This is a genomic window from Microbacterium candidum (genome assembly GCF_030315975.1).
Classification (GTDB): Bacteria; Actinomycetota; Actinomycetes; order Actinomycetales; family Microbacteriaceae; genus Microbacterium; species Microbacterium candidum.
This window is the reverse complement of the sequence record NZ_JASXSZ010000003.1, coordinates 1-18,637: the sequence shown is the minus strand read 5'-3', so window position 1 is coordinate 18,637 and position 18,637 is coordinate 1. Positions and strand designations below refer to the sequence as shown.

Below are 18,637 nucleotides of genomic sequence, written 5' to 3'. Positions count from 1 at the left end.
TCGAATGGTCTCTGGCGTAGGGTTGAACGGTTGTCGCCGGCGCCATCCGCGCCTGTCCGCGGCGATTCCCCCACACGCAACGGGAGCAAAACCAGTGCCTGGAGAGAACCTCACCCGCATCGAAGCGCAGGAGCGACGGGCGGTCATCGACCCGTCGACGCCCGCAGGGATCGAATCGGGAGCCGGCATCGAGTACGACGTCGTGCTCGACCTCACCCGGGGTGCCGACGTGTTCGGCTCGCACACCACCGTCCGCTTCGCCGCCGTCCCCGGCGCCGACACGTTCATCGACCTGATCGCCCGTGAGGTGCGCTCGGTGACCCTCAACGGCGTCGCGCTGGATCCGGCCTCCGTCTTCGTCGACTCGCGCATCGCGCTGACCGGGCTCGCCGCTGACAACGTGCTCGTCGTCGACGCCGACTGCCTCTACACCAACACCGGTGAGGGCCTGCACCGCTTCGTCGACCCGGTCGACGGCGAGGTCTACCTCTACTCCCAGTTCGAGGTGCCCGACTCGCGTCGGATGTTCACCGTCTTCGAGCAGCCCGACCTCAAGGCCGGCTTCCGCTTCACCGTGACGGCCCCCGAGCAGTGGAAGGTCGTCTCCAACTCCCCCACGCCCGAGCCCAAGCTCCACGGCGACGGCACGGCGACGTGGGCGTTCGAGCGCACGCAGCGCATGTCCTCCTACATCACGGCGCTCATCGCCGGCCCGTACGAGGCGACGTTCTCGGAGCTCACGAGCGCGTCGGGCCGTGTCATCCCGCTCGGCGTCTACGGTCGCAAGAGCCTCTGGCAGCACCTCGACGCCGACTACATCTTCGACAAGACCCGCCAGGGATTCGCGTACTTCGAGGAGAAGTTCGGCGTCGCCTACCCGTTCCTCAAGTACGACCAGCTGTTCGTCCCCGAGTTCAACGCGGGCGCGATGGAGAACGCGGGCGCGGTCACCTTCACCGAGACCTACGTCTTCCGCAGCAAGGTGACGGATGCGGTCAAGGAGCGTCGCGTCGTCACGATCCTGCACGAGCTCGCCCACATGTGGTTCGGCGACCTCGTCACGATGAAGTGGTGGAACGACCTGTGGCTGAACGAGTCGTTCGCCGAGTGGGCGTCGACGATCGCGACCGCCGAGGCCACGGAGTGGACCGAGGCGTGGACGACCTTCAACGCCATGGAGAAGACCTGGGCGTACCGCCAGGACCAGCTCCCCTCGACGCACCCGGTCGTCGCCACGATCAACGACCTCGAGGACGTGCAGGTCAACTTCGACGGCATCACGTATGCCAAGGGCGGCTCGGTTCTCAAGCAGCTCGCCGCGTGGGTCGGGATCGACGCGTTCTTCGCGGGCGTCGGCGCGTACTTCCGCAAGCACCAGTGGGGCAACACGGAGCTGCGTGACCTCCTCGTCGAGCTCGAGGCCACGAGCGGCCGCGATCTGTCGACGTGGTCGCGCAAGTGGCTCGAGACGGCCGGCGTCAACACGCTGTCGCCTGTCATCGATGAGGGCGTCGACGGTCGCATCACGCGATTCGCGATCGTGCAGACCGCTCCCGCGGACTACCCCACGATCCGCCCGCACCGTCTCGCTGTCGGCTTCTACAGCCTGCAGGGCGATGCCCTCGTGCGCGTCCACCGCATCGAGATCGATGTCGACGGCGACCGCACCGACGTTCCGGAGCTGAAGGGCATCACGCGCCCCGACCTCGTGCTCCTGAACGACGACGACCTCGCGTACGCGAAGATCCGTCTCGACAACCGTTCGCTGAAGACCGCGATCGACCACCTCTCGAAGATCGCCGACCCCCTCGCGCGTTCGCTCGTGTGGGGCGCCGCGTGGGACCAGACGCGCGACGCCGAGACGGCCGCGAGCGACTACATCGCCCTCGTGCTGCGCAACCTCGGCAGCGAGACCGAGTCGACGACCGTCCGCACGACGCTCGGTCAGTTGCTCCTGACCGCGAACTCGTACGTCGCCCCTACGCGGCGTGAGGCCGCGCGGGCCGCCGTCGCGGAGGGCCTGTGGGAGCTCGCGAAGCGCGCGGATGCCGGCAGCGACAGCCAACTGCAGCTGGTGCAGTCGTTCGCGGCGGCCGCCTCCACCCCCGCGCAGTGGGATCGCGTGCGCCGCGTGCGCGACGGCGAGCTCACGTTCGAGGGTCTCTCGATCGACACCGACCTGTCGTGGCAGCTCCTGGTCTCCCTCGCCGCCGGCGGCGTCGTGACAGCCGCCGACATCGACGCGGCGCTCGTCGACGACAACACGGCCAAGGGCGGCGAATTCGCCGCGCAGGCGAAGGCCGCGCTGCCGGACGCCGAGTCCAAGGGGATCGCGTGGGCGGGACTCGTCGAGCACCACGACCTGCCGAACACGGTCGTGCGCTCCGCGGCCGCCGGCTTCGTGAACCCGGCATCCCGCGAGCTGCTGACCGCGTTCGTCCAGCCGTACTTCGACATGCTGCTGCCGATCTGGGAGTCGCGCACCTACCAGATCGCCCAGTACCTCATCATCGGGCTCTACCCGGCAGCGCTCGCCGATGTCGCCCTGCGCGACGCGACGCGCGCGTGGCTCGCGGCGAACGCGGACGCGCCGGCGGCCCTCCGCCGCCTCGTCAGCGAGAACCTCGCGGGCGTCGAGCGCGCCCTCGCGGTGCAGGAGCGCGACGCGCAGTAGGTCGCGTCGAAGGATGCCTCGGCCTGTGCGGGCCGAGGCATCCTTTCTGTTTCGGCACCGTGGTACCACGCGACCGCGCGGGATTCAGTCTTGAGGCGGATGCGCTCGCACACAGGCTGCTCATAGCGTGGTGGACATGATCGTCGCAGAACAGCTCACCAAACGGTTCGGGGACAAGACCGCGGTCTCCGACGTCTCGTTCACCGTGCAGCCCGGGAAGGTCACCGGATTCCTCGGACCCAACGGCGCGGGCAAGTCCACCACCATGCGGATGATCGTCGGCCTCGACCGGCCGACGGCCGGCGCCGTCACGGTCAACGGCACCGCATACGCGAAGCTGCGCGCACCCATCGCCGAGGTCGGCGTGCTGCTGGACGCGAAAGCGGTCCACACCGGCCGCACCGCCCGCAATCACCTGCGTGCGATGGCCGCGACACACGGCATCGGCCGCGCACGCGTCGACGAGGTCATCGAGCTCACCGGGATCGGATCGGTCGCGAACAAGCGCGCAGGCAAGTTCTCCCTCGGGATGGGCCAGCGCCTCGGGATCGCGGCGGCGCTGCTCGGCGATCCGCACACGCTGATCCTCGACGAGCCCGTCAACGGGCTCGACCCCGAGGGCGTGCGCTGGGTGCGCCAGTTCGTCCGCTACCTCGCCTCCGAGGGCCGAACGGTCCTGCTCTCCAGCCACCTGATGAGCGAGATGTCCCAGACGGCCGACCACGTCATCGTGCTCGGCCGCGGCCGGGTGCTCGCCGACGCCGACCTCACCGACCTCGTGCGCGCGTGGACGAGCAACACGGTGCGCGTCCGCTCGCCGCGCCTCAGCGACCTCGTGACGGCCGTCGCCGGCCCCGACGTGACGGTGACCGCCGCCGATCCCGGAGTCGCCGACATCAGCGGCGTCACCGCGGCCGCGATCGGCGACCTCGCCGCATCCCTCGGCATCCCGGTGCACGAGCTCACACCCCGAACCGGCTCCCTCGAAGACGCGTATCTCGCGCTCACGGGCGACGCCGTCGAGTACAAGTCCAAGGAGATCTCATGACCGCCCTCGCCACCGAGCCCACGACCCGCTCGCGCACGACCGCCTCGCCGTACCGCCTGAGCTTCGGACACGTGCTGCGCAGCGAGTGGATCAAGATCGTCACCGTCCGCTCCACGTGGTGGTCGCTCGCCGTCGCCGCGGTGCTGTCGATCGCCATCTCGATGATGATCGCCGGCGCCTCCGCGGGCTTCGGCGTCGGCTTCCAGGCCGTGGGCGCGATCCTGATGCCGACGCAGTTCACCATGCTCGTCGCGGGCATCCTCGGAGCCATCGTGATCACGGGTGAGTATTCGACGGGCATGATCCGTTCGACACTCACAGCCGAACCGCGTCGCGGCGCCGTCGTCCTGTCCAAGGCCGTCGTCGTCGCCGCGCTCATGGCGGTCGTGACCGCCGTCATCTACGCGATCGCCATCCTCGCGACGGCGCCGATCTTCACGCACGGCATCGACTGGTCGACGCCGGCCGACTCGATCGTGCCGCTGGCGTTCGGCGTGCTGTCGATGGTCGCGTTCACCCTCATCGGCCTCGGTTTCGGATTCATCATCCGCAACGGCGCCGGTGCGATCGCGGCCACCGTCGGCGTGCTGTTCGTGCTGCCGATCGTGACGAGCCTCTTCTCGATGGCCGGCGAGGGCTGGCGGTGGGTCGTCGACCTGGGCAAGTACCTGCCCATGAACGCCGCGAGCGCCCTGACCGCCCCCGGTGCCCACGACCTCGGGCCGTCTCTGCTCGCACTGGCCGGCTGGGCGCTCATCCCGCTCCTCATCGGCTGGGGCGTCCTGCGCACCCGCGACGCGTAGAGTCGGCCGCATGTCGGTCTCCCGCGGCTCCGCGCCCGCTACGGCGGACGTGGAGCTGCGGCTTCCACGTCCGCCGGGCGTGATCCGGAGGTTCTGGGCGCGGCATCCGCTGCTCACCGACATCCTGGTCACGCTGCTCGGTCTGCTGGTCGCGGTGGCCACCGCGGCTCCGGGGCGCACGGTATCGGGCGCGGAGGAGCTGTCGGCGGCCACTGCTTCCGGTCTGTCGATCGCGGCGAGCGTGATCGCCGTCGCGGCGGCGGGCTCGTTGATGCTGCGACGGCGCTGGCCCCTGGTTCCCTACGCGCTCGGCATCGGGATGCTGATCCTGCTGCTCGGCTACCCGTCGGCGGCCGGCTCGCCCTTCCTCACCATCCCGATGTACGCCGTCGCCGTCTACGGTTCGACGAGGCTCTGCTGGGTCGCCTACGGCGCCGGCATGGGGGCCATCGCCCTCGCCGGCGCCCTCGGCGTCGTGACGACGGCCGTGTCCCTCCAGAATGCGGTGAACTCTTTGATCGCCGCCGCAGTCGCGGGACTGATCGGCGCCCTCGTCGGCATCAATGTCGGCAACCGGCGGCGGTACCTCGAGGCGATCATCGACCGCTCGCGTCAGCTCGTGGTGGAACGCGACCAGCGCGCCCGGCTCGCCGCCGCAGACGAGCGCGCCCGCATCGCACGGGAGATGCACGACGTGGTCTCGCACTCGCTGACGGTCATCGTCGCTCTCGCCGACGGGGCGAGCGCCACGCCCGACATCGGACGGGCGCGGGGAGCGATGGATGCGGCGGCCGCCACCGCCCGCGAAGCGCTCGCCGAGATGCGCACGATGCTCGGGGTGCTGCGCGACGGAGACGCGGACGCCCCACTGGCGCCCCTCGAGCCCGTCTCACCGTACGAGGTGGTGGCGGCGGCCCAGCGCGCGGGATTCCCCGCGACCATCGCGGTGACGGGTGGCGGCGATCTCCCCGACGCGACCCGCTACGCCGTCGGCCGCATCGTCCAGGAGGGCGTCACGAACGCGATGCGGCACGCGCCGGCGGCGACCGCGATCCGAGTCGCGATCGGCCAGACGACGGATGCCGTGACCATCGCGATACGCAACGACGGTGCGGTGCCGGAAGAGCCCTCCGGCGGATTCGGCCTGCGCGGACTGGCCGAGAGGGTCGCGCACATGGGCGGCACAATAACCGCAGGCCCCGACGGCGACACCGGCTGGGAGCTCACCGCAACGCTGCCCCTCGCCTCCGCCGATGCGACCGCGCCACACCCCCACCCCGACCCCGAGGAGCCGACGTGACGGACGAACGACCCGAGGGGATCCACATCCTGATCGCGGACGACCAGGCTCTCATCCGCGTGGGCTTCCGCATGGTGCTCGAGGCGGAGCCGGACCTCATCGTCGTCGGCGAGGCGGGGGACGGGCGGGAGGCCGCGAACCTGGCGCGCACGCTGCGCCCGGACGTCGTGCTGATGGATGTGCGGATGCCGGTGCTCGACGGCATCGCCGCGACTGCCCAGATCGTCCACGAGGTGCCCGACACGCGCGTCCTCGTGCTCACGACGTTCGACCTCGACGAGTACGCGTTCGGCGCCCTCGAGGCGGGTGCGAGCGGTTTTCTCCTGAAGGACGCGCAGCGGGCGGAGCTGACCGCCGCCGTCCGCGCCGTCCACCGCGGGGACATCCCCCTCTCGCCGCGCATCACACGCCTGCTGCTGGAGCGACTCGCGGAGCAGCCGACCCCGACGGCCGTCGACGACCCGACAGGCACCCTGACCGACCGCGAACGCGACGTCTTCCTCGCCATGGGCCGCGGGCTCACCAACACGGAGATCGCGCAGCAGCTGTTCCTCAGCGAGTCCACGGTGAAGACCCATGTCGGCCGGGTCCTCGCGAAACTCGGCGCCCGCGACCGCGTCCACGCGGTGATCCTCGCCCACCGCCTCCGGCTCGTGGGCGACGGCGATCCGCTTCCGCCCCTCCTCTGACGAGACACCAAGGCGCGCTCGTTAGGCTGGGAGGCGATGCGCATCATTCCTCTCGCCGCCACACCGGAGCCCACCACGCCCAATCCCACGAGCCCGCAGTTCTGGGAGGACACCGCAAAGTTCCTCTGGGGCGTCGGATCGAACCTCGTGCAGGTTGTGGCGATCATCGTCGTCACGATCCTCATCGTCTGGATCCTGCACGTCGTGATCCGCAAGATCGTCCGGCGCATCGTCAGCAGCGCGAAGAACAAGGCGAACGTCGACGACACGCAGGCGCTCGAACGCTCCCCGCTCGCGTCGGTGCGCCTCGTGCAGCGCACGCGCACGCTCGGGTCGATCCTGAAGAACATCGTGAACGTGACGGCGGTCATCATCGCGATCCTTCTGATCGTGAATGTCCTCGCTCCGACAGCGCTCGGCTCGCTCACCCTGCTGACCGCCGCGATCGGCGCCGGCCTCGGTTTCGGAGCGCAGAACATCGTCAAGGACGTCCTCAACGGCATCTTCATCGTCGCGGAGGACCAGATCGGCATCGGCGACGTCGTCGACGTCGGGCTCGCGACCGGCATCGTGGAGTCGGTCAGCGTCCGCATCACGCAGGTGCGCGACGTCAACGGCACCCTCTGGTACGTCCGCAACGGCGAGATCACGCGGATCGGCAACATGTCGCTCGGCTGGTCGCGCGTCATCGTCGACCTCGCCGTGCCGACGGATTCCGACATCGACGAGGTCGAGAAGGCGATGCTCGTGACGGCCAAGTCGATCGCGAAGGACCCGAAGTGGCGCACCCGCGTCATCGAGGAGCCGGAGATCTGGGGCCTCGAGTCGATCTCGGGCGACGCGCTCGTCATCCGTCTCGTCATGAAGACGCGCGCGGGTGCGAAGGACGACGTCGCACGGGAGCTCAGGATGCGGCTGAAGCACGCGATCGACGAGCTCGGGCTGAAGCTGCCGCAGCTGAACTCGATCACCCTCACCGGGTTCGAGGCCGCCCAGCGCGTGCGCGGCGCGAATCCGCCGAAGACGAAGCCTGTCGGGGTCACCGGCACGGCCGCGCCCGCAGACGTGGTGTGGAAGCCCAAGCGCACTCCCAAGAAGAAGCCCCCGCAGGAGGAGTCGCCGCAATGACCGAAGTCATCACGTTCTACGAAGAGGTCGGCGGCCACGACACGTTCGTGCGCCTCGTGGAGGCGTTCTACCGCGGCGTCGCCGAGGACGAGGTGCTGCGTCCGATGTACCCCGAGGAGGATCTCGGGCCGGCCGCTCACCGCCTCACGATGTTCCTCGAGCAGTACTGGGGCGGGCCGACGACCTACAGTGAGGAGCGCGGGCACCCGCGCCTGCGGATGCGACACGTGCCGTTCCACGTCAACCCCGACGCGCGGGACCGCTGGCTCGCCCACATGCGAGCGGCCGTCGACGAGATCGGCCTCTCCCCCCTGCACGAGGCGACCCTGTGGGACTACCTGCAGCGTGCCGCTTTCGCGATGGTGAACACGTTCGAGCCCTCCCCGACGGCCGGTTCTCCGACGCAGCCCGACACCACCCGCTGATCACCCTCCCCGCCGACGAAGGAGTCGACATGCCCTCTGCCACCCATGCCGCCGACGTGCTCGTGATCGGATGGGGGCTGTCCGGACTCGTCGCGGCATCCGAAGCCGCCGCGGCGGGCAAGACGGTCGTCATCGTCGACCAGGAGCCCCGCTCGAACCTCGGCGGCCAGGCGTGGTGGTCCTTCGGCGGCCTCTTCTTCGTCGACTCGCCCGAGCAGCGCCGCATGGGCATCAAGGACTCCTACGACCTCGCGCGCCAGGACTGGTTCGCCACCGCAGGCTTCGACCGCGACGACGACCACTGGCCGAAGGCATGGGCGGAGGCCTACCTCGCGTTCGCGGCCGGCGAGAAGCGCTCCTGGCTGCGCCAGAAGGGCGTCGGGTTCTTCCCCGTCGTCGGCTGGGCCGAGCGCGGCGGATACACGGCACTCGGGCCCGGCAATTCGGTGCCGCGCTTCCACATCACGTGGGGCACCGGTCCCGGGATCGTCGCGCCGTTCCGCGCGGCGGTCGAAGAAGGCGAGCGCGCCGGTCTCGTCACGATCCTGCCGCGCCACCGCGTGACGGCGCTGATGACCGTCGACGGCACCGTGACGGGAGCGTCCGGGGAGGTGCTCGCGCCCTCCGGCGCAGCGCGCGGAGTCGCGACGTCGCGCGAAGTCGTCGGCGAGTTCTCCGTGACCGCGGGGGCGACGATCATCACGTCCGGCGGCATCGGCGGGAACCATGACCTCGTCCGGCGCAACTGGCCGGCAAGCCTCGGCGCTCCGCCCGCGACGATGATCACCGGCGTCCCGGCCTACGTCGACGGGTCGATGCAGGAGCCGGCCGCGGCGGCCGGTGCGCGCCTCATCAACGGGGACCGCATGTGGCACTACGTCGAAGGCATCCAGAACTGGGATCCGGTGTGGCCGTCGCACGGCATCCGGATCCTGCCCGGACCGTCGTCGATCTGGCTCGACGCGACCGGCGAACGCCTGCCCGTCCCCTTGTTCCCCGGCTTCGACACCCTCGGCACCCTCGCGCACCTGCGTGCCACGGGTCACGACCACTCGTGGTTCGTGCTCTCGCAGCGGATCGCCGAGAAGGAGTTCACGCTCTCCGGGAGCGAGCAGAATCCCGACCTCACCGGCAAGGACGTCTCGCTGCTCATGAAGTCACGCCTCGGCAAGGGCGCATCCGGCCCCGTGCAGGCATTCCTCGACCAGGGCGCCGACTTCGTCGTGCGGGACACCCTCGACGAACTGATCGAGGGGATGCGGGCCCTCCCTGGAGGCGAGCACCTCGACGCCGACCGCGTCCGTCGCGAGGTCGAGGCGCGCGACCGCGAGATGGACAACGACTTCACGAAGGACGCGCAGATCGCGATGCTGCGCTCGGCACGCTCGTATCTGGGCGACAAGCTCATCCGGGTCGCGGCGCCCCACCGCATCCAGGACCGGGATGCGGGCCCCCTCATCGCCGTGAAGCTCCACGTGCTCACCCGCAAATCGCTCGGCGGAATCGAGACCGATCTGTCCGGTCGCGCGCTCGGCGCCGACGGACAGCCGGTCCCCGGCTTGTACGCGGCCGGCGAGGCGGCGGGCTTCGGCGGCGGCGGCGTCCACGGCTACCGTGCTCTCGAGGGCACCTTCGTCGGCGGATGTCTGTTCTCCGGACGTTCGGCGGGCCGCGCGGTGGCCGCGGCACTGTAGACCGATCGCGGGAGTCTTCGGGCCTGCCGCTGGCAACGGTCGTCGAGCGCGGGAGGAACGACCGAGACGAAACGCGTCGACGTCGCGAGCCCCGTTCGCCGCGTTTCTACTCGCAGGCTCGCTCAACGACCACGCTGATCTCAGGCGTGCGCGAAGGCGGTCGCGACCCTTGCCGGCCTGCGGTGTCCGCCTACGCGCGTCCTGTGGGACGCACAGGGGTCAGGCCGCTGACCGACGGGCCGCGGACGATGACGTGACCGCGCGCGAGGGCGATGCGCGTCCACGGGCCCGAGGCCAGCACACGCGCCTGCTCCGACCCGCCGATGAAGCCCAGTGTGAAAGCGGCGAACGCGACGCCGAGCGGGAGTCCGGCGAGCGTGTCGTCGACCTCCCCCCACACGCGGGCGCGCACCGCGCGGACAGCATCCTCGCCCGCATCCGTCGGCACCGCCTCCGCGACCGCGGCGATCCCCCACTGCGCCCGCGCCGCGAGCTGAGCCGCGGCGATCTCGCCGCGCGGCTCCCACCCGGACCGCGGGGGCGCGATGCCTGCCCACGCGGGCGCGAGCGCCGTCTCGGGCAGGACGACGGCGGTGCGGTCATCCGCGGCGGCGTGCAGGGCGGATGCCGCCACCACGAGGTCGCACTCCAGCTCGGGGTCGACCGGCAGCGCGCGCAGGCCCAGCACCGTCGGCGTCGCGTCGAAGAGCCCCCGGGGGGCGAGGGCGGCAGCGGTGGTCGCGAGCGTCCCCCCTCCCGCGGTCAGGCGGACCGCGTCCTCGCCGAGCCGTGCGGCCCGCCCGGCGAAGGTCAGAAGGTCGGCCGCGGCGAGCGGGTCGGGGAACAGAAGGCGCTCGGACATCCGCCCTAAACTACCAATCGTGCGGCCAGGTGGGCGCGAGATGGAGGCTCACGTGACTGTGGATGACACGACGGACGACGGCGGAACGCTCGCGATAGACCCGGTCTCATCGATGCTCACCGTCCTCGACCTCGCCGAGTCCGCCGCACGGACGACGGAGGACATCTTCACCGGGGTGTCGCAGCCGATGCCGATCGGTCGCGTCTACGGCGGGCAGGTGCTCGCACAGTCGATCGTGGCGGCCTCCCGCACCGTCGCTCCGGGGCGGATCGCCCACTCGATGCACGGCTATTTCCTGCGTCCTGGCGACGCGGGTCAGGGCATCACGTTCTCCGTCGATCGCATCCACGACGGCCGGTCGTTCTCGACGCGCCGCACGCAGGCATACCAGGACGGCGTCCCGATCTTCTCGATGATCGCGTCATTCCAGGACGACGATCCCGGGATCGAGCATCAGGAGCCGATCCCGGAGGGCGTTCCCGCCCCCGACGATCTGCCCCTGCTCGAGGAGATGATGACGGGCCTGCATCCGATGACGAAGCGGTTCTACGTCGACCTTCCGGTCGACCTCCGCCACGTCCCCTCCCCCATCTACGCGCGCGTCGAGGGCGAGCACGAGCCTCGGCAGGCGGTGTGGATGCGGGCCAAGCGGCGCATCGGCGACGACCCGGCGTTGCATCGCGCGGCACTGGCCTACCTCAGCGATCTGACCATCCAGGAGTCGATCCTGCGCGCCCACGGCATCGCGTGGTCGACGCCGGGCCTCAAGGTCGCGAGTCTCGACCACGGCATGTGGTGGCACCGTCCTGGCCGCGTCGACGAGTGGATGCTGTACGTCCAGGAGTCGCCGTCCGCCCGCGGCGGACGCGGCCTCGCACAGGGACGCATCTACGCGCAGAGCGGCGAGCTGCTGGCGACGGTCGCGCAGGAGATCATGATCCGCGTTCCCGAGGTCCGCTGACCTGGGCGTTCCCATCCCGGCCTCGGGAAATAGGGTTCAGCCGCGGTGCGTGAAGGTGACGACCGGCCCCAGGTACGGTGTCCACGCTGTGCGCTCCTCGGCCGACAGCCGCATCGGGCGGCCGGACGCGGCATCCACCTTCACGACGGTCGACTGGGCCCGGGCGTACACGACCTGACCGTTCTCCCCCGCCGTCTCGACGGGGCTGCGAACCTCGTAGCAGACCTCGATGCTCGAACCGCCGAGACGGCCGAACCACAGCTGCACGTCGAGCGGATGCCGCTGGTACGGCACGGGAGCGAGGTACTCGATCTCCTGACGTGCGATGAGGGTCAGGATGCCGGCATCCAGACTCGAACTGAGCACCGCGGTCGGCGGCGCCACCTCGCCGGGCTCCGGAACCCAGAACGCGCGCACGCGCGCCTCCTCGAGGAGCTTCAGCATCGACGTGTTGTTCACGTGGTTGAACGCGTCGAGGTCGCCCCACCGCAGGTGGATGGGGATGTGCAGGCGCTGCGGCGACGTCTCCGTGCCGGTGTCAGTCACGCGTGAGCTTGCGGTAGGTCGTGCGGTGCGGGCGAGCCGCCTCCGCCCCGAGTCGCTCGATCTTGTTCTCCTCGTACGACTCGAAGTTGCCCTCGAACCAGTACCACTGGTCGGGGTTCTCGTCGGTGCCCTCGTAGGCGAGGATGTGCGTCGCGATGCGGTCGAGGAACCACCGGTCGTGGGTGATGACCACCGCGCAGCCGGGGAATTCGAGCAGCGCGTTCTCGAGGGACTGGAGGGTCTCGACGTCGAGGTCGTTCGTCGGCTCGTCGAGGAGGAGCAGGTTTCCGCCCTCCTTGAGCGTCAGCGCAAGGTTCAGGCGGTTGCGCTCGCCTCCGGAGAGAACACCCGCCTTCTTCTGCTGGTCCGGTCCCTTGAAGCCGAACTTCGACACGTAGGCACGCGAAGGGATCTCCGTCTTGCCGACCACGATGAAGTCGAGCCCGTCGGAGACCACCTCCCAGAGCGTCTTCTCCGGGTCGATGTTCGCGCGTGACTGGTCGACGTAGCTGATCTTGACGGTCTCGCCGATCTTGAGGTCGCCGCCGTCGAGCGGTTCGAGGCCGACGATCGTCTTGAAGAGCGTCGTCTTTCCGACGCCGTTCGGGCCGATGACGCCGACGATCCCGTTCGGCGGGAGGCTGAAGCTCAGGCCGTCGATGAGCGAGCGCCCGTCGAAGCCCTTCTGGAGCTTCTTCGCCTCGATGACGACGTTGCCGAGGCGCGGGCCCGCGGGGATCTGGATCTCCTCGAAGTCGAGCTTGCGCGTGCGCTCGGCCTCGGCCGCCATCTCCTCGTAGCGCGCGAGACGCGCCTTCGACTTCGTCTGGCGGCCCTTGGCGCTCGAGCGCACCCACTCGAGCTCGTCCTTCAGGCGCTTCGCGAGCTTCGCGTCCTTCTTGCCCTGGACGTCGAGGCGCTCGGCCTTCTTCTCGAGGTAGGTGGAGTAGTTGCCCTCGTACCCGATGAGCCGGCCGCGGTCGACCTCGGCGATCCACTCGGCGACATGGTCGAGGAAGTACCGGTCGTGGGTGATCGCGATGACCGCGCCCTTGTAGGCCTGGAGGTGCTGCTCGAGCCACAGCACGCTCTCGGCGTCGAGGTGGTTCGTGGGCTCGTCGAGAAGCAGCAGGTCGGGCTTCTGGAGGAGGAGCTTCGCCAGGGCGACGCGACGCTTCTCACCACCGGACAGCGGGCCGATCGCCGCGTCCGCCGGAGGCGTGCGCAGAGCATCCATGGCCTGCTCGAGCTGGGAGTCGAGGTCCCACCCGTCGGCGGCGTCGATCTCCTCCTGGAGAGAGCCCATCTCCGCGAGCAGCGCGTCGAAATCGGCATCCGGGTCGGCCATGAGCGCCGAGATCTCGTTGAACCGGTCGAGCTTCGCCTTGATCGCGATGCCGTCCTGGATGTTCTCCAGCACGGTCTTGGACTCGTCGAGCTCCGGCTCCTGCATGAGGATCCCGACCGAGAAGCCGGGCGTGAGCCGGGCCTCGCCATTGGACGGGACGTCCAGTCCCGCCATGATCTTCAGGATCGTCGACTTTCCAGCGCCGTTCGGACCGACCATGCCGATCTTGGCCCCGGGGAGGAACGCCATCGTGACGTCGTCGAGGATGAGCTTCTCGCCGACCGCCTTGCGGGCGCGGACCATCTGGTAGATGTACTCGGCCAAGCCTGGTACCACCTTCTGTTGCGGAGTGGGGGTCGCCAGGTCGGAGGTTCTGCGGGAGAACCGCTCCGGACCGGGCAGGAAGTCGGCCTCAAGCCTACCAACCGGCCGACCCGCGGATCAGCGCGGACTCGTACGGCGATGGCCGATCACCAGTTGATCGGGCGGGTCTTCCCGAGAAGACAGACGCCGCCGCCGAGGACGGGCAGAACAGTCGTGACCGGGTCGCCGGTCGCGGGCCCGACCTGTCCGACGAGGCACTGGTCGCCCATCCGCACCGAGAACTGGATGCTCTCCGCGGCATTGCCGACCGTGGAGGTGTCGCTGGTCACCTGCATGGCGGCCTTGTCGAATCCGACGGCGACGAGCGCGTCGACATACGCGCGGCCCTGTGCCTTGTCGGACGAGCCCCACACCGTCTCCACCGTCGCGGTGAAGGCGGGGAGGTTCTGCTCCGCGGTGCCTCCGGCCTGATACGTCGGCGCCGGAGCGGAGGCATTCGTCGGGCCGGATGCGCCAGGGGACCCGGACGGCCCGTGCGTCGCGGTGCTTCCGGGCGACGTGGTGCCCGGCGTGCAGCCGCTCAGCGTGAGGGCGAGGATCGAGGCCGCGATGATCGTCCGTCCGTGCCTCGTCAGGCGGCGCCCATACTCCCTGGGCCTGTGTCCCGCAGAGGGGGCAGCGGTCGGGCGTGGCACGGCACGAGTCTACGTGGGGTCTTCCGTGCAGCGCCCGACCGCCCGACGCCGTCAGAACGGCGCCTCCTCCCCGGTCCCGACGAGGGCCAGTGCCCGATCGCCCTCGGGTGAGCGATCGTCTTCGGGGAGAAGCTCGTCGAGCCGGCGCTTGGCGTCCTCATCCGCCTCGGGGACGACCGTCGCCCCGGCGTCGGAATCGACGCCGGGTGCGACCCACGCGGTATCCGCCGACCCCTCGTCGGCGCCCGCACCGGGCACGGCCCACGACTCCTCGGAACCCGCGCGGTGTTCGAACCTGCGGAACACCGACGTCCCCCACAGAAGGTCGTGCCCCAGCGCATCGGCGTCGATCTCGACCGACGTGCCGCGCTTGGTCGGCGTCTCCCAATCGCGCAGCCGCAGCCGGCCGGTGACGATGACGCGCTCTCCGCGATGAAGCGACATGTAGGCGTGCTCGCCGAGCGCGCGGAAGGCCGAGACCGTGTACCAGTTGGTCACCGAGTCCTCCCACTTCTCGCTCTCCTTGTTGAACCTGCGCTGGCCGCTGGCGATGCGGAAGGTCGTGACGGTGCCGCCGCCCGGCAGGTTTCGCTGTTCGGGCGCCGTGATGTTGCCCGTGATGGTGATGGTGTCCATGACGCAGTCCTTTCCTCCGGGGACGATCCCCGGATGCTCCGGCGCCCCGTGCCCATTCGGGCGCCGGAGCGGTTCCCACTCTGCGACTGCGGCGAGCGGCGGTGAGCTCCGATCGATCGATCCGTGGAGTGCTGACGCTTCCGGGGATCTGGGGAGGAGACGACGATTCGACACCCCGACGGGAATGTCGGAGGTCGAATCTATCTTCGATATCAGAGGGGGTTGCCATGACCACGACAATCGAACGGCCGCTGCTCGCAGACGAGTCGCCCGCGGTGAGTCACCTGCTCGGGGTCCAGCTGATCCATGTCGCCCAGGGCCGGTGGCGGGTCGTGGATGCCACCGGCCGGGCGATCGGCCACATCGCGAGCGATGAGGCGTCCGCAGGCACGCGCTATCGCGCGCAGCGCTTCCACGCCGCGACGCGCATGTTCCGGGACGTCGGGAGGTTCTGGTCCGCCGACGATGCCGTGACGGCGCTGCGGTACTCCCGATGAGTGCGCGTCAGACGACGGCCTCGAGGCGACCGACGAGGTCAGCGGGCGCGCCGTCCCGCACGCGGTCCCAGCACTCCGCGATGATCGCGACAGCGCGCTCGACCTCGGCAGGGGGAACGGTGTACGGGAGCCGCAGGCGCGCCTCATGCCCGCCGTCCACGCCGAAGAGCGGCCCGGCGGAGACGAGGAGCCCGTGCGATCGCGCCTCCAGGACGAGATTCGTGCTCAGCGGCGCATCGAGACCGATCCAGAGCGCTACTCCCCCTCGGGGCATCGGCACGTCCCATTCCGGAAGTCGCTCAGAGAGCGCAGCGACGGCCGCGTCCCGGCCGTCGCGCAGCAGCTGCGACCGCTGGGGAAGGATGCCGTCCAGCATCTCGACGAGCCGCTGCGCTATCGCCTGCTCGAGGTCGGGCGTGCCCAGATCGTGCGCCGAGCGGCGCGCGGCGAGTCGCCGGATGAGTGCGGGGTCTGCGCGGATCCATCCGACGCGCAGCCCGCCCCAGACGGTCTTCCCGAGCGAGCCGATGCGCACGATCTCGGCATTCCGCTCGCGGGCGCCGAAGGGCAGGAGCGACCGGTCGCTGTCGATGTCGAGGTCAGCGGTCGTCTCATCGACGATGAGGATCGTCCCCGTGCGCGCCGCCGCGGCGATGAACGCCTCACGTTCGACCGGACCCATCGAACGGCCGGTGGGGTTCTGGAAGTCGGGCATCAGGTACGCGACGGTCGGGAGGGTCCGCGCGAAGGCTTGCGTGGCTCGGTCGACATCCCATCCCCCGCTCGTCGACACCGGCACCGGGACGAGACGCCCGCCCGCGTGGCGGAAGGCTTCGGCGGCGTGCGGATAGGTCGGCGTCTCGATCACGACCCTGTCGCCTCGAGAGACCAGGAGGGAGGCGAGCAGGTGGATGGCGCTCTGCGCCCCCGGGGTCACCATGATGTGGTCGGGTGCGGTCGGCACTCCGGCGGCCGAATATCGGTCCGCGATGGCAGCGCGCAGCCCTGTCGATCCGATGATGTCGTATCCGTGTCGGCCGAGCAGCGAGGTCGCGGCCGTCGTCACGTCGGCGACCACACCGGCAAGTCCCGGCCATGCGGGCGGGCACGCCTGCTGGAGGTCGAGGTCGCCTTCGCGCGCTCCGAGCGCGGGCGCACCCGAGCGGGCGAGCGGGAGGGTGACACTCCCGGAGCCCCGCACACTCTCGATCTGTCCCGCGTCGCGCAGGCTCCGGTACGCGGCGGCGATCGTCGTCCGGCTCACGCGGAGGGCGGCCGCGAGCTCCCGTTCGGCGGGCAGCGCCGTCCGCGCGGCGATCCGCCCGTCGAGACACAGCACGCGGATGCCGTCGGCGAGCGCTTCGTACGCCGGCTCGCGCGTGCGCCAGCCGCCGAGCTGCGCGGCGAGGGCACGAGCGGACAGTCGGGAGTCCATGCATCCACATTATGCGAATTGGACTGCGTAGAACAGGCCACTCATGCGATTGGATTGACCCTGTGACTCGTCGTGTGATCCAGCTGCTCGTCGGCCTCGCCCTCTACGGATTCGCAGACGGGCTCTGCATCCAGGCCGGTCTGGGCCTCGACCCGTGGACGGTCTTCGCCCAGGGCGTGTCGATCCACACCGGCATCGGCATCGGCTGGATCACGAACATCATCGGCCTCCTCGTGCTGCTCTTGTGGATTCCGCTGCGGCAGCGTCCGGGGCTCGGGACGGTCCTCAACATCCTCACGGTCGGAACCTTCATCCAGCTCACCGTGACGGTCGTGCCCCCGGCATCCGGACTCCCGCTGCAGCTCGCGATGCTCACGGCGGGGGTCGTCCTCGTCGCCGTCGCGAGCGGGCTGTACATCGGCGCACACTTCGGTCCGGGGCCGCGCGACGGCCTCATGACCGGCATGCACGCGCGTCTCGGGTGGCCGATCTGGGCATGCCGGCTGAGCGTGGAGGCGACGGTGCTGGTCGTCGGCTGGTTCCTCGGCGGCACCGTGGGCATCGGCACGGTGATCTTCGCGCTCGGGATCGGACCGCTCGTCCACGTCTCACTGCCCCTGTTCGACTCCCGGCGCCGGTGGAGCCGACGCGGCGACGCGGGTCACGGTAGCCTGGAGGAACCCCTCCCCCAGTAGCTCAGTGGATAGAGCAGCGGCCTTCTAATCCGCCGGTCAGGTGTTCGAATCACCTCTGGGGGGCTTCAGCGCCACGGTTCGAGCACGGCATCAGCGGCGTGTCGGGCGCTCTCATTAGGATGGTGCGCATGGTGGGAACCTCCGAGAACGACCGGCTCGTCTGGATCGACTGTGAGATGACGGGCCTCGATCCGGAGGTCGACGAGCTCGTCGAGATCGCGGTGATCGTGACCGACTTCGAGCTGCGCCCGCTCGACGACGGCTTCCAGATCGTCATCAAGCCCGACGCATCCGCCCTCGCGAACATGAGCGAGTTCGTCACGAACATGCACCGCACCTCGGGGCTCCTCGAGGAGATCCCCAACGGCGTGACGACGGCCGATGCCGAGTTCCAGGTCCTCGAGTACATCCAGCGCTTCGCCCCGGTCGAGGGCAAGGCGCCGCTCGCGGGCAACACGATCGGCACCGATCGCATGTTCATCTCGAAGTACATGCCCCGCGTCGACCGCTGGCTGCACTACCGGAACATCGACGTGTCGAGCATCAAGGAGCTCTCGCGGCGCTGGTTCCCCCGCGCCTACATCCACGCTCCCTCGAAGGATGGCGGGCATCGGGCGCTCGCCGACATCCGCGAATCGATCCGCGAGCTGGCGTACTACCGTCAGGCCGTTTTCGTGCCGCAGCCCGGTCCGACGAGCGACACGGCGCGCGCTGCGGCGGATGCGGCCGTGTCATCGTATGCCCCGCAGGTGTGAGAGAATCTTCTAGTTGCCCCGCCGAGCGGGGCGCATGGTGGGTATAGCTCAGTTGGTAGAGCACCTGGTTGTGGTCCAGGGGGTCGCGGGTTCAAGTCCCGTTACTCACCCCACGAGTGGCG

Annotated in this window: 18 protein-coding genes and 2 tRNA genes; 14 read left to right on the top strand and 6 right to left on the bottom strand. The window is 69.8% G+C overall.

The annotated features are described in order from the left end of the window. Positions 1–94: 94 nt before the first annotated feature. The 8 genes from pepN to QSV35_RS09460 all read left to right on the top strand — a co-directional run bounded on the left by pepN (position 95) and on the right by QSV35_RS09460 (position 9,761). The gene (pepN, locus tag QSV35_RS09495; protein WP_286288500.1) at positions 95–2,674 is read left to right on the top strand and encodes an aminopeptidase N; all 2,580 of its coding nucleotides are present in this window, start codon (positions 95–97) and stop codon (positions 2,672–2,674) included. Between the two features lie 136 nt (positions 2,675–2,810). Next, positions 2,811–3,722, top strand: a complete 912-nt coding sequence (locus QSV35_RS09490) for an ABC transporter ATP-binding protein (protein WP_286288499.1) — start codon at positions 2,811–2,813, stop codon at positions 3,720–3,722. Next, on the top strand, positions 3,719–4,525 hold the full coding sequence (locus QSV35_RS09485; RefSeq protein WP_286288498.1) for an ABC transporter permease: 807 nt from the start codon (positions 3,719–3,721) through the stop codon (positions 4,523–4,525). Before QSV35_RS09490 ends, QSV35_RS09485 begins: the two co-directional genes overlap by 4 nt. A 10-nt stretch (positions 4,526–4,535) precedes the next feature. Next, on the top strand, positions 4,536–5,825 hold the full coding sequence (locus tag QSV35_RS09480) for a sensor histidine kinase (RefSeq protein WP_286288497.1): 1,290 nt from the start codon (positions 4,536–4,538) through the stop codon (positions 5,823–5,825). 71 nt (positions 5,826–5,896) lie between these two features. Further along, a complete protein-coding gene (locus QSV35_RS09475; RefSeq protein ID WP_419956838.1) occupies positions 5,897–6,514 on the top strand; it encodes a response regulator in 618 nt (205 codons plus the stop codon). A 36-nt stretch (positions 6,515–6,550) separates the two neighbouring features. Continuing rightward, positions 6,551–7,642: a mechanosensitive ion channel family protein gene (locus tag QSV35_RS09470; RefSeq protein WP_286288495.1), complete on the top strand. Its 1,092-nt coding sequence runs from the start codon at positions 6,551–6,553 to the stop codon at positions 7,640–7,642. Next, the gene (locus QSV35_RS09465; RefSeq protein ID WP_286288494.1) at positions 7,639–8,067 is read left to right on the top strand and encodes a globin; all 429 of its coding nucleotides are present in this window, start codon (positions 7,639–7,641) and stop codon (positions 8,065–8,067) included. Before QSV35_RS09470 ends, QSV35_RS09465 begins: the two co-directional genes overlap by 4 nt. Positions 8,068–8,096: 29 nt before the next feature. Continuing rightward, entirely contained in the window at positions 8,097–9,761 is a 1,665-nt protein-coding gene (locus QSV35_RS09460) for an FAD-binding dehydrogenase (protein WP_286288493.1), read from the top strand. Positions 9,762–9,951: 190 nt separating this feature from the next. Here QSV35_RS09460 and QSV35_RS09455 read toward each other — a convergent pair whose 3' ends face one another. Further along, complete coding sequence (locus QSV35_RS09455) at positions 9,952–10,623, bottom strand: DUF8185 domain-containing protein (protein WP_286288492.1); 672 nt, start codon at positions 10,621–10,623, stop codon at positions 9,952–9,954. Between the two features lie 112 nt (positions 10,624–10,735). Here QSV35_RS09455 and QSV35_RS09450 point away from each other — a divergent pair, with 112 nt between their 5' ends. Then, positions 10,736–11,584 carry an acyl-CoA thioesterase gene (locus tag QSV35_RS09450; RefSeq protein WP_286289085.1) on the top strand — a complete coding sequence of 283 codons (849 nt, stop codon included), beginning with the start codon at positions 10,736–10,738 and terminating at the stop codon, positions 11,582–11,584. A 36-nt stretch (positions 11,585–11,620) separates the two neighbouring features. On the opposite strand, the gene QSV35_RS09445 is transcribed toward QSV35_RS09450, so the two are convergent. The 4 genes from QSV35_RS09445 to QSV35_RS09430 all read right to left on the bottom strand — a co-directional run bounded on the left by QSV35_RS09445 (position 11,621) and on the right by QSV35_RS09430 (position 15,133). After that, complete coding sequence (locus QSV35_RS09445; RefSeq protein WP_286288491.1) at positions 11,621–12,130, bottom strand: acyl-CoA thioesterase; 510 nt, start codon at positions 12,128–12,130, stop codon at positions 11,621–11,623. Beyond that, positions 12,123–13,802, bottom strand: a complete 1,680-nt coding sequence (gene ettA, locus QSV35_RS09440; RefSeq protein ID WP_286288490.1) for an energy-dependent translational throttle protein EttA — start codon at positions 13,800–13,802, stop codon at positions 12,123–12,125. The genes QSV35_RS09445 and ettA overlap by 8 nt, the downstream gene beginning before the upstream one ends. Positions 13,803–13,948: 146 nt before the next feature. Further along, positions 13,949–14,497 (bottom strand): DUF6993 domain-containing protein, encoded by a 549-nt coding sequence (locus tag QSV35_RS09435; RefSeq protein ID WP_286288489.1) that lies wholly within the window; start codon positions 14,495–14,497, stop codon positions 13,949–13,951. A 51-nt stretch (positions 14,498–14,548) separates the two neighbouring features. Next, positions 14,549–15,133 carry a single-stranded DNA-binding protein gene (locus QSV35_RS09430; RefSeq protein WP_286288488.1) on the bottom strand — a complete coding sequence of 195 codons (585 nt, stop codon included), beginning with the start codon at positions 15,131–15,133 and terminating at the stop codon, positions 14,549–14,551. A 227-nt stretch (positions 15,134–15,360) separates the two neighbouring features. Between QSV35_RS09430 and QSV35_RS09425 the strand changes: the two genes are divergently transcribed. Continuing rightward, a complete protein-coding gene (locus QSV35_RS09425) occupies positions 15,361–15,630 on the top strand; it encodes a hypothetical protein (RefSeq protein ID WP_286288487.1) in 270 nt (89 codons plus the stop codon). A 7-nt stretch (positions 15,631–15,637) separates the two neighbouring features. On the opposite strand, the gene yczR is transcribed toward QSV35_RS09425, so the two are convergent. After that, entirely contained in the window at positions 15,638–17,065 is a 1,428-nt protein-coding gene (yczR, locus tag QSV35_RS09420) for a MocR-like transcription factor YczR (RefSeq protein ID WP_286288485.1), read from the bottom strand. Positions 17,066–17,127: 62 nt separating this feature from the next. Between yczR and yczE the strand changes: the two genes are divergently transcribed. The 4 genes from yczE (at position 17,128) to QSV35_RS09400 (ending at position 18,628) form a co-directional block, all read left to right on the top strand. Further along, a complete protein-coding gene (gene yczE / locus QSV35_RS09415; protein WP_286288483.1) occupies positions 17,128–17,760 on the top strand; it encodes a membrane protein YczE in 633 nt (210 codons plus the stop codon). Beyond that, a tRNA-Arg gene (locus QSV35_RS09410) sits at positions 17,751–17,823 on the top strand. The genes yczE and QSV35_RS09410 overlap by 10 nt, the downstream gene beginning before the upstream one ends. A 65-nt stretch (positions 17,824–17,888) precedes the next feature. Further along, positions 17,889–18,515 (top strand): oligoribonuclease, encoded by a 627-nt coding sequence (orn, locus tag QSV35_RS09405; RefSeq protein WP_286288482.1) that lies wholly within the window; start codon positions 17,889–17,891, stop codon positions 18,513–18,515. A gap of 37 nt (positions 18,516–18,552) precedes the next feature. After that, positions 18,553–18,628 (top strand) — tRNA-His (locus QSV35_RS09400). Positions 18,629–18,637 lie beyond the last annotated feature (9 nt).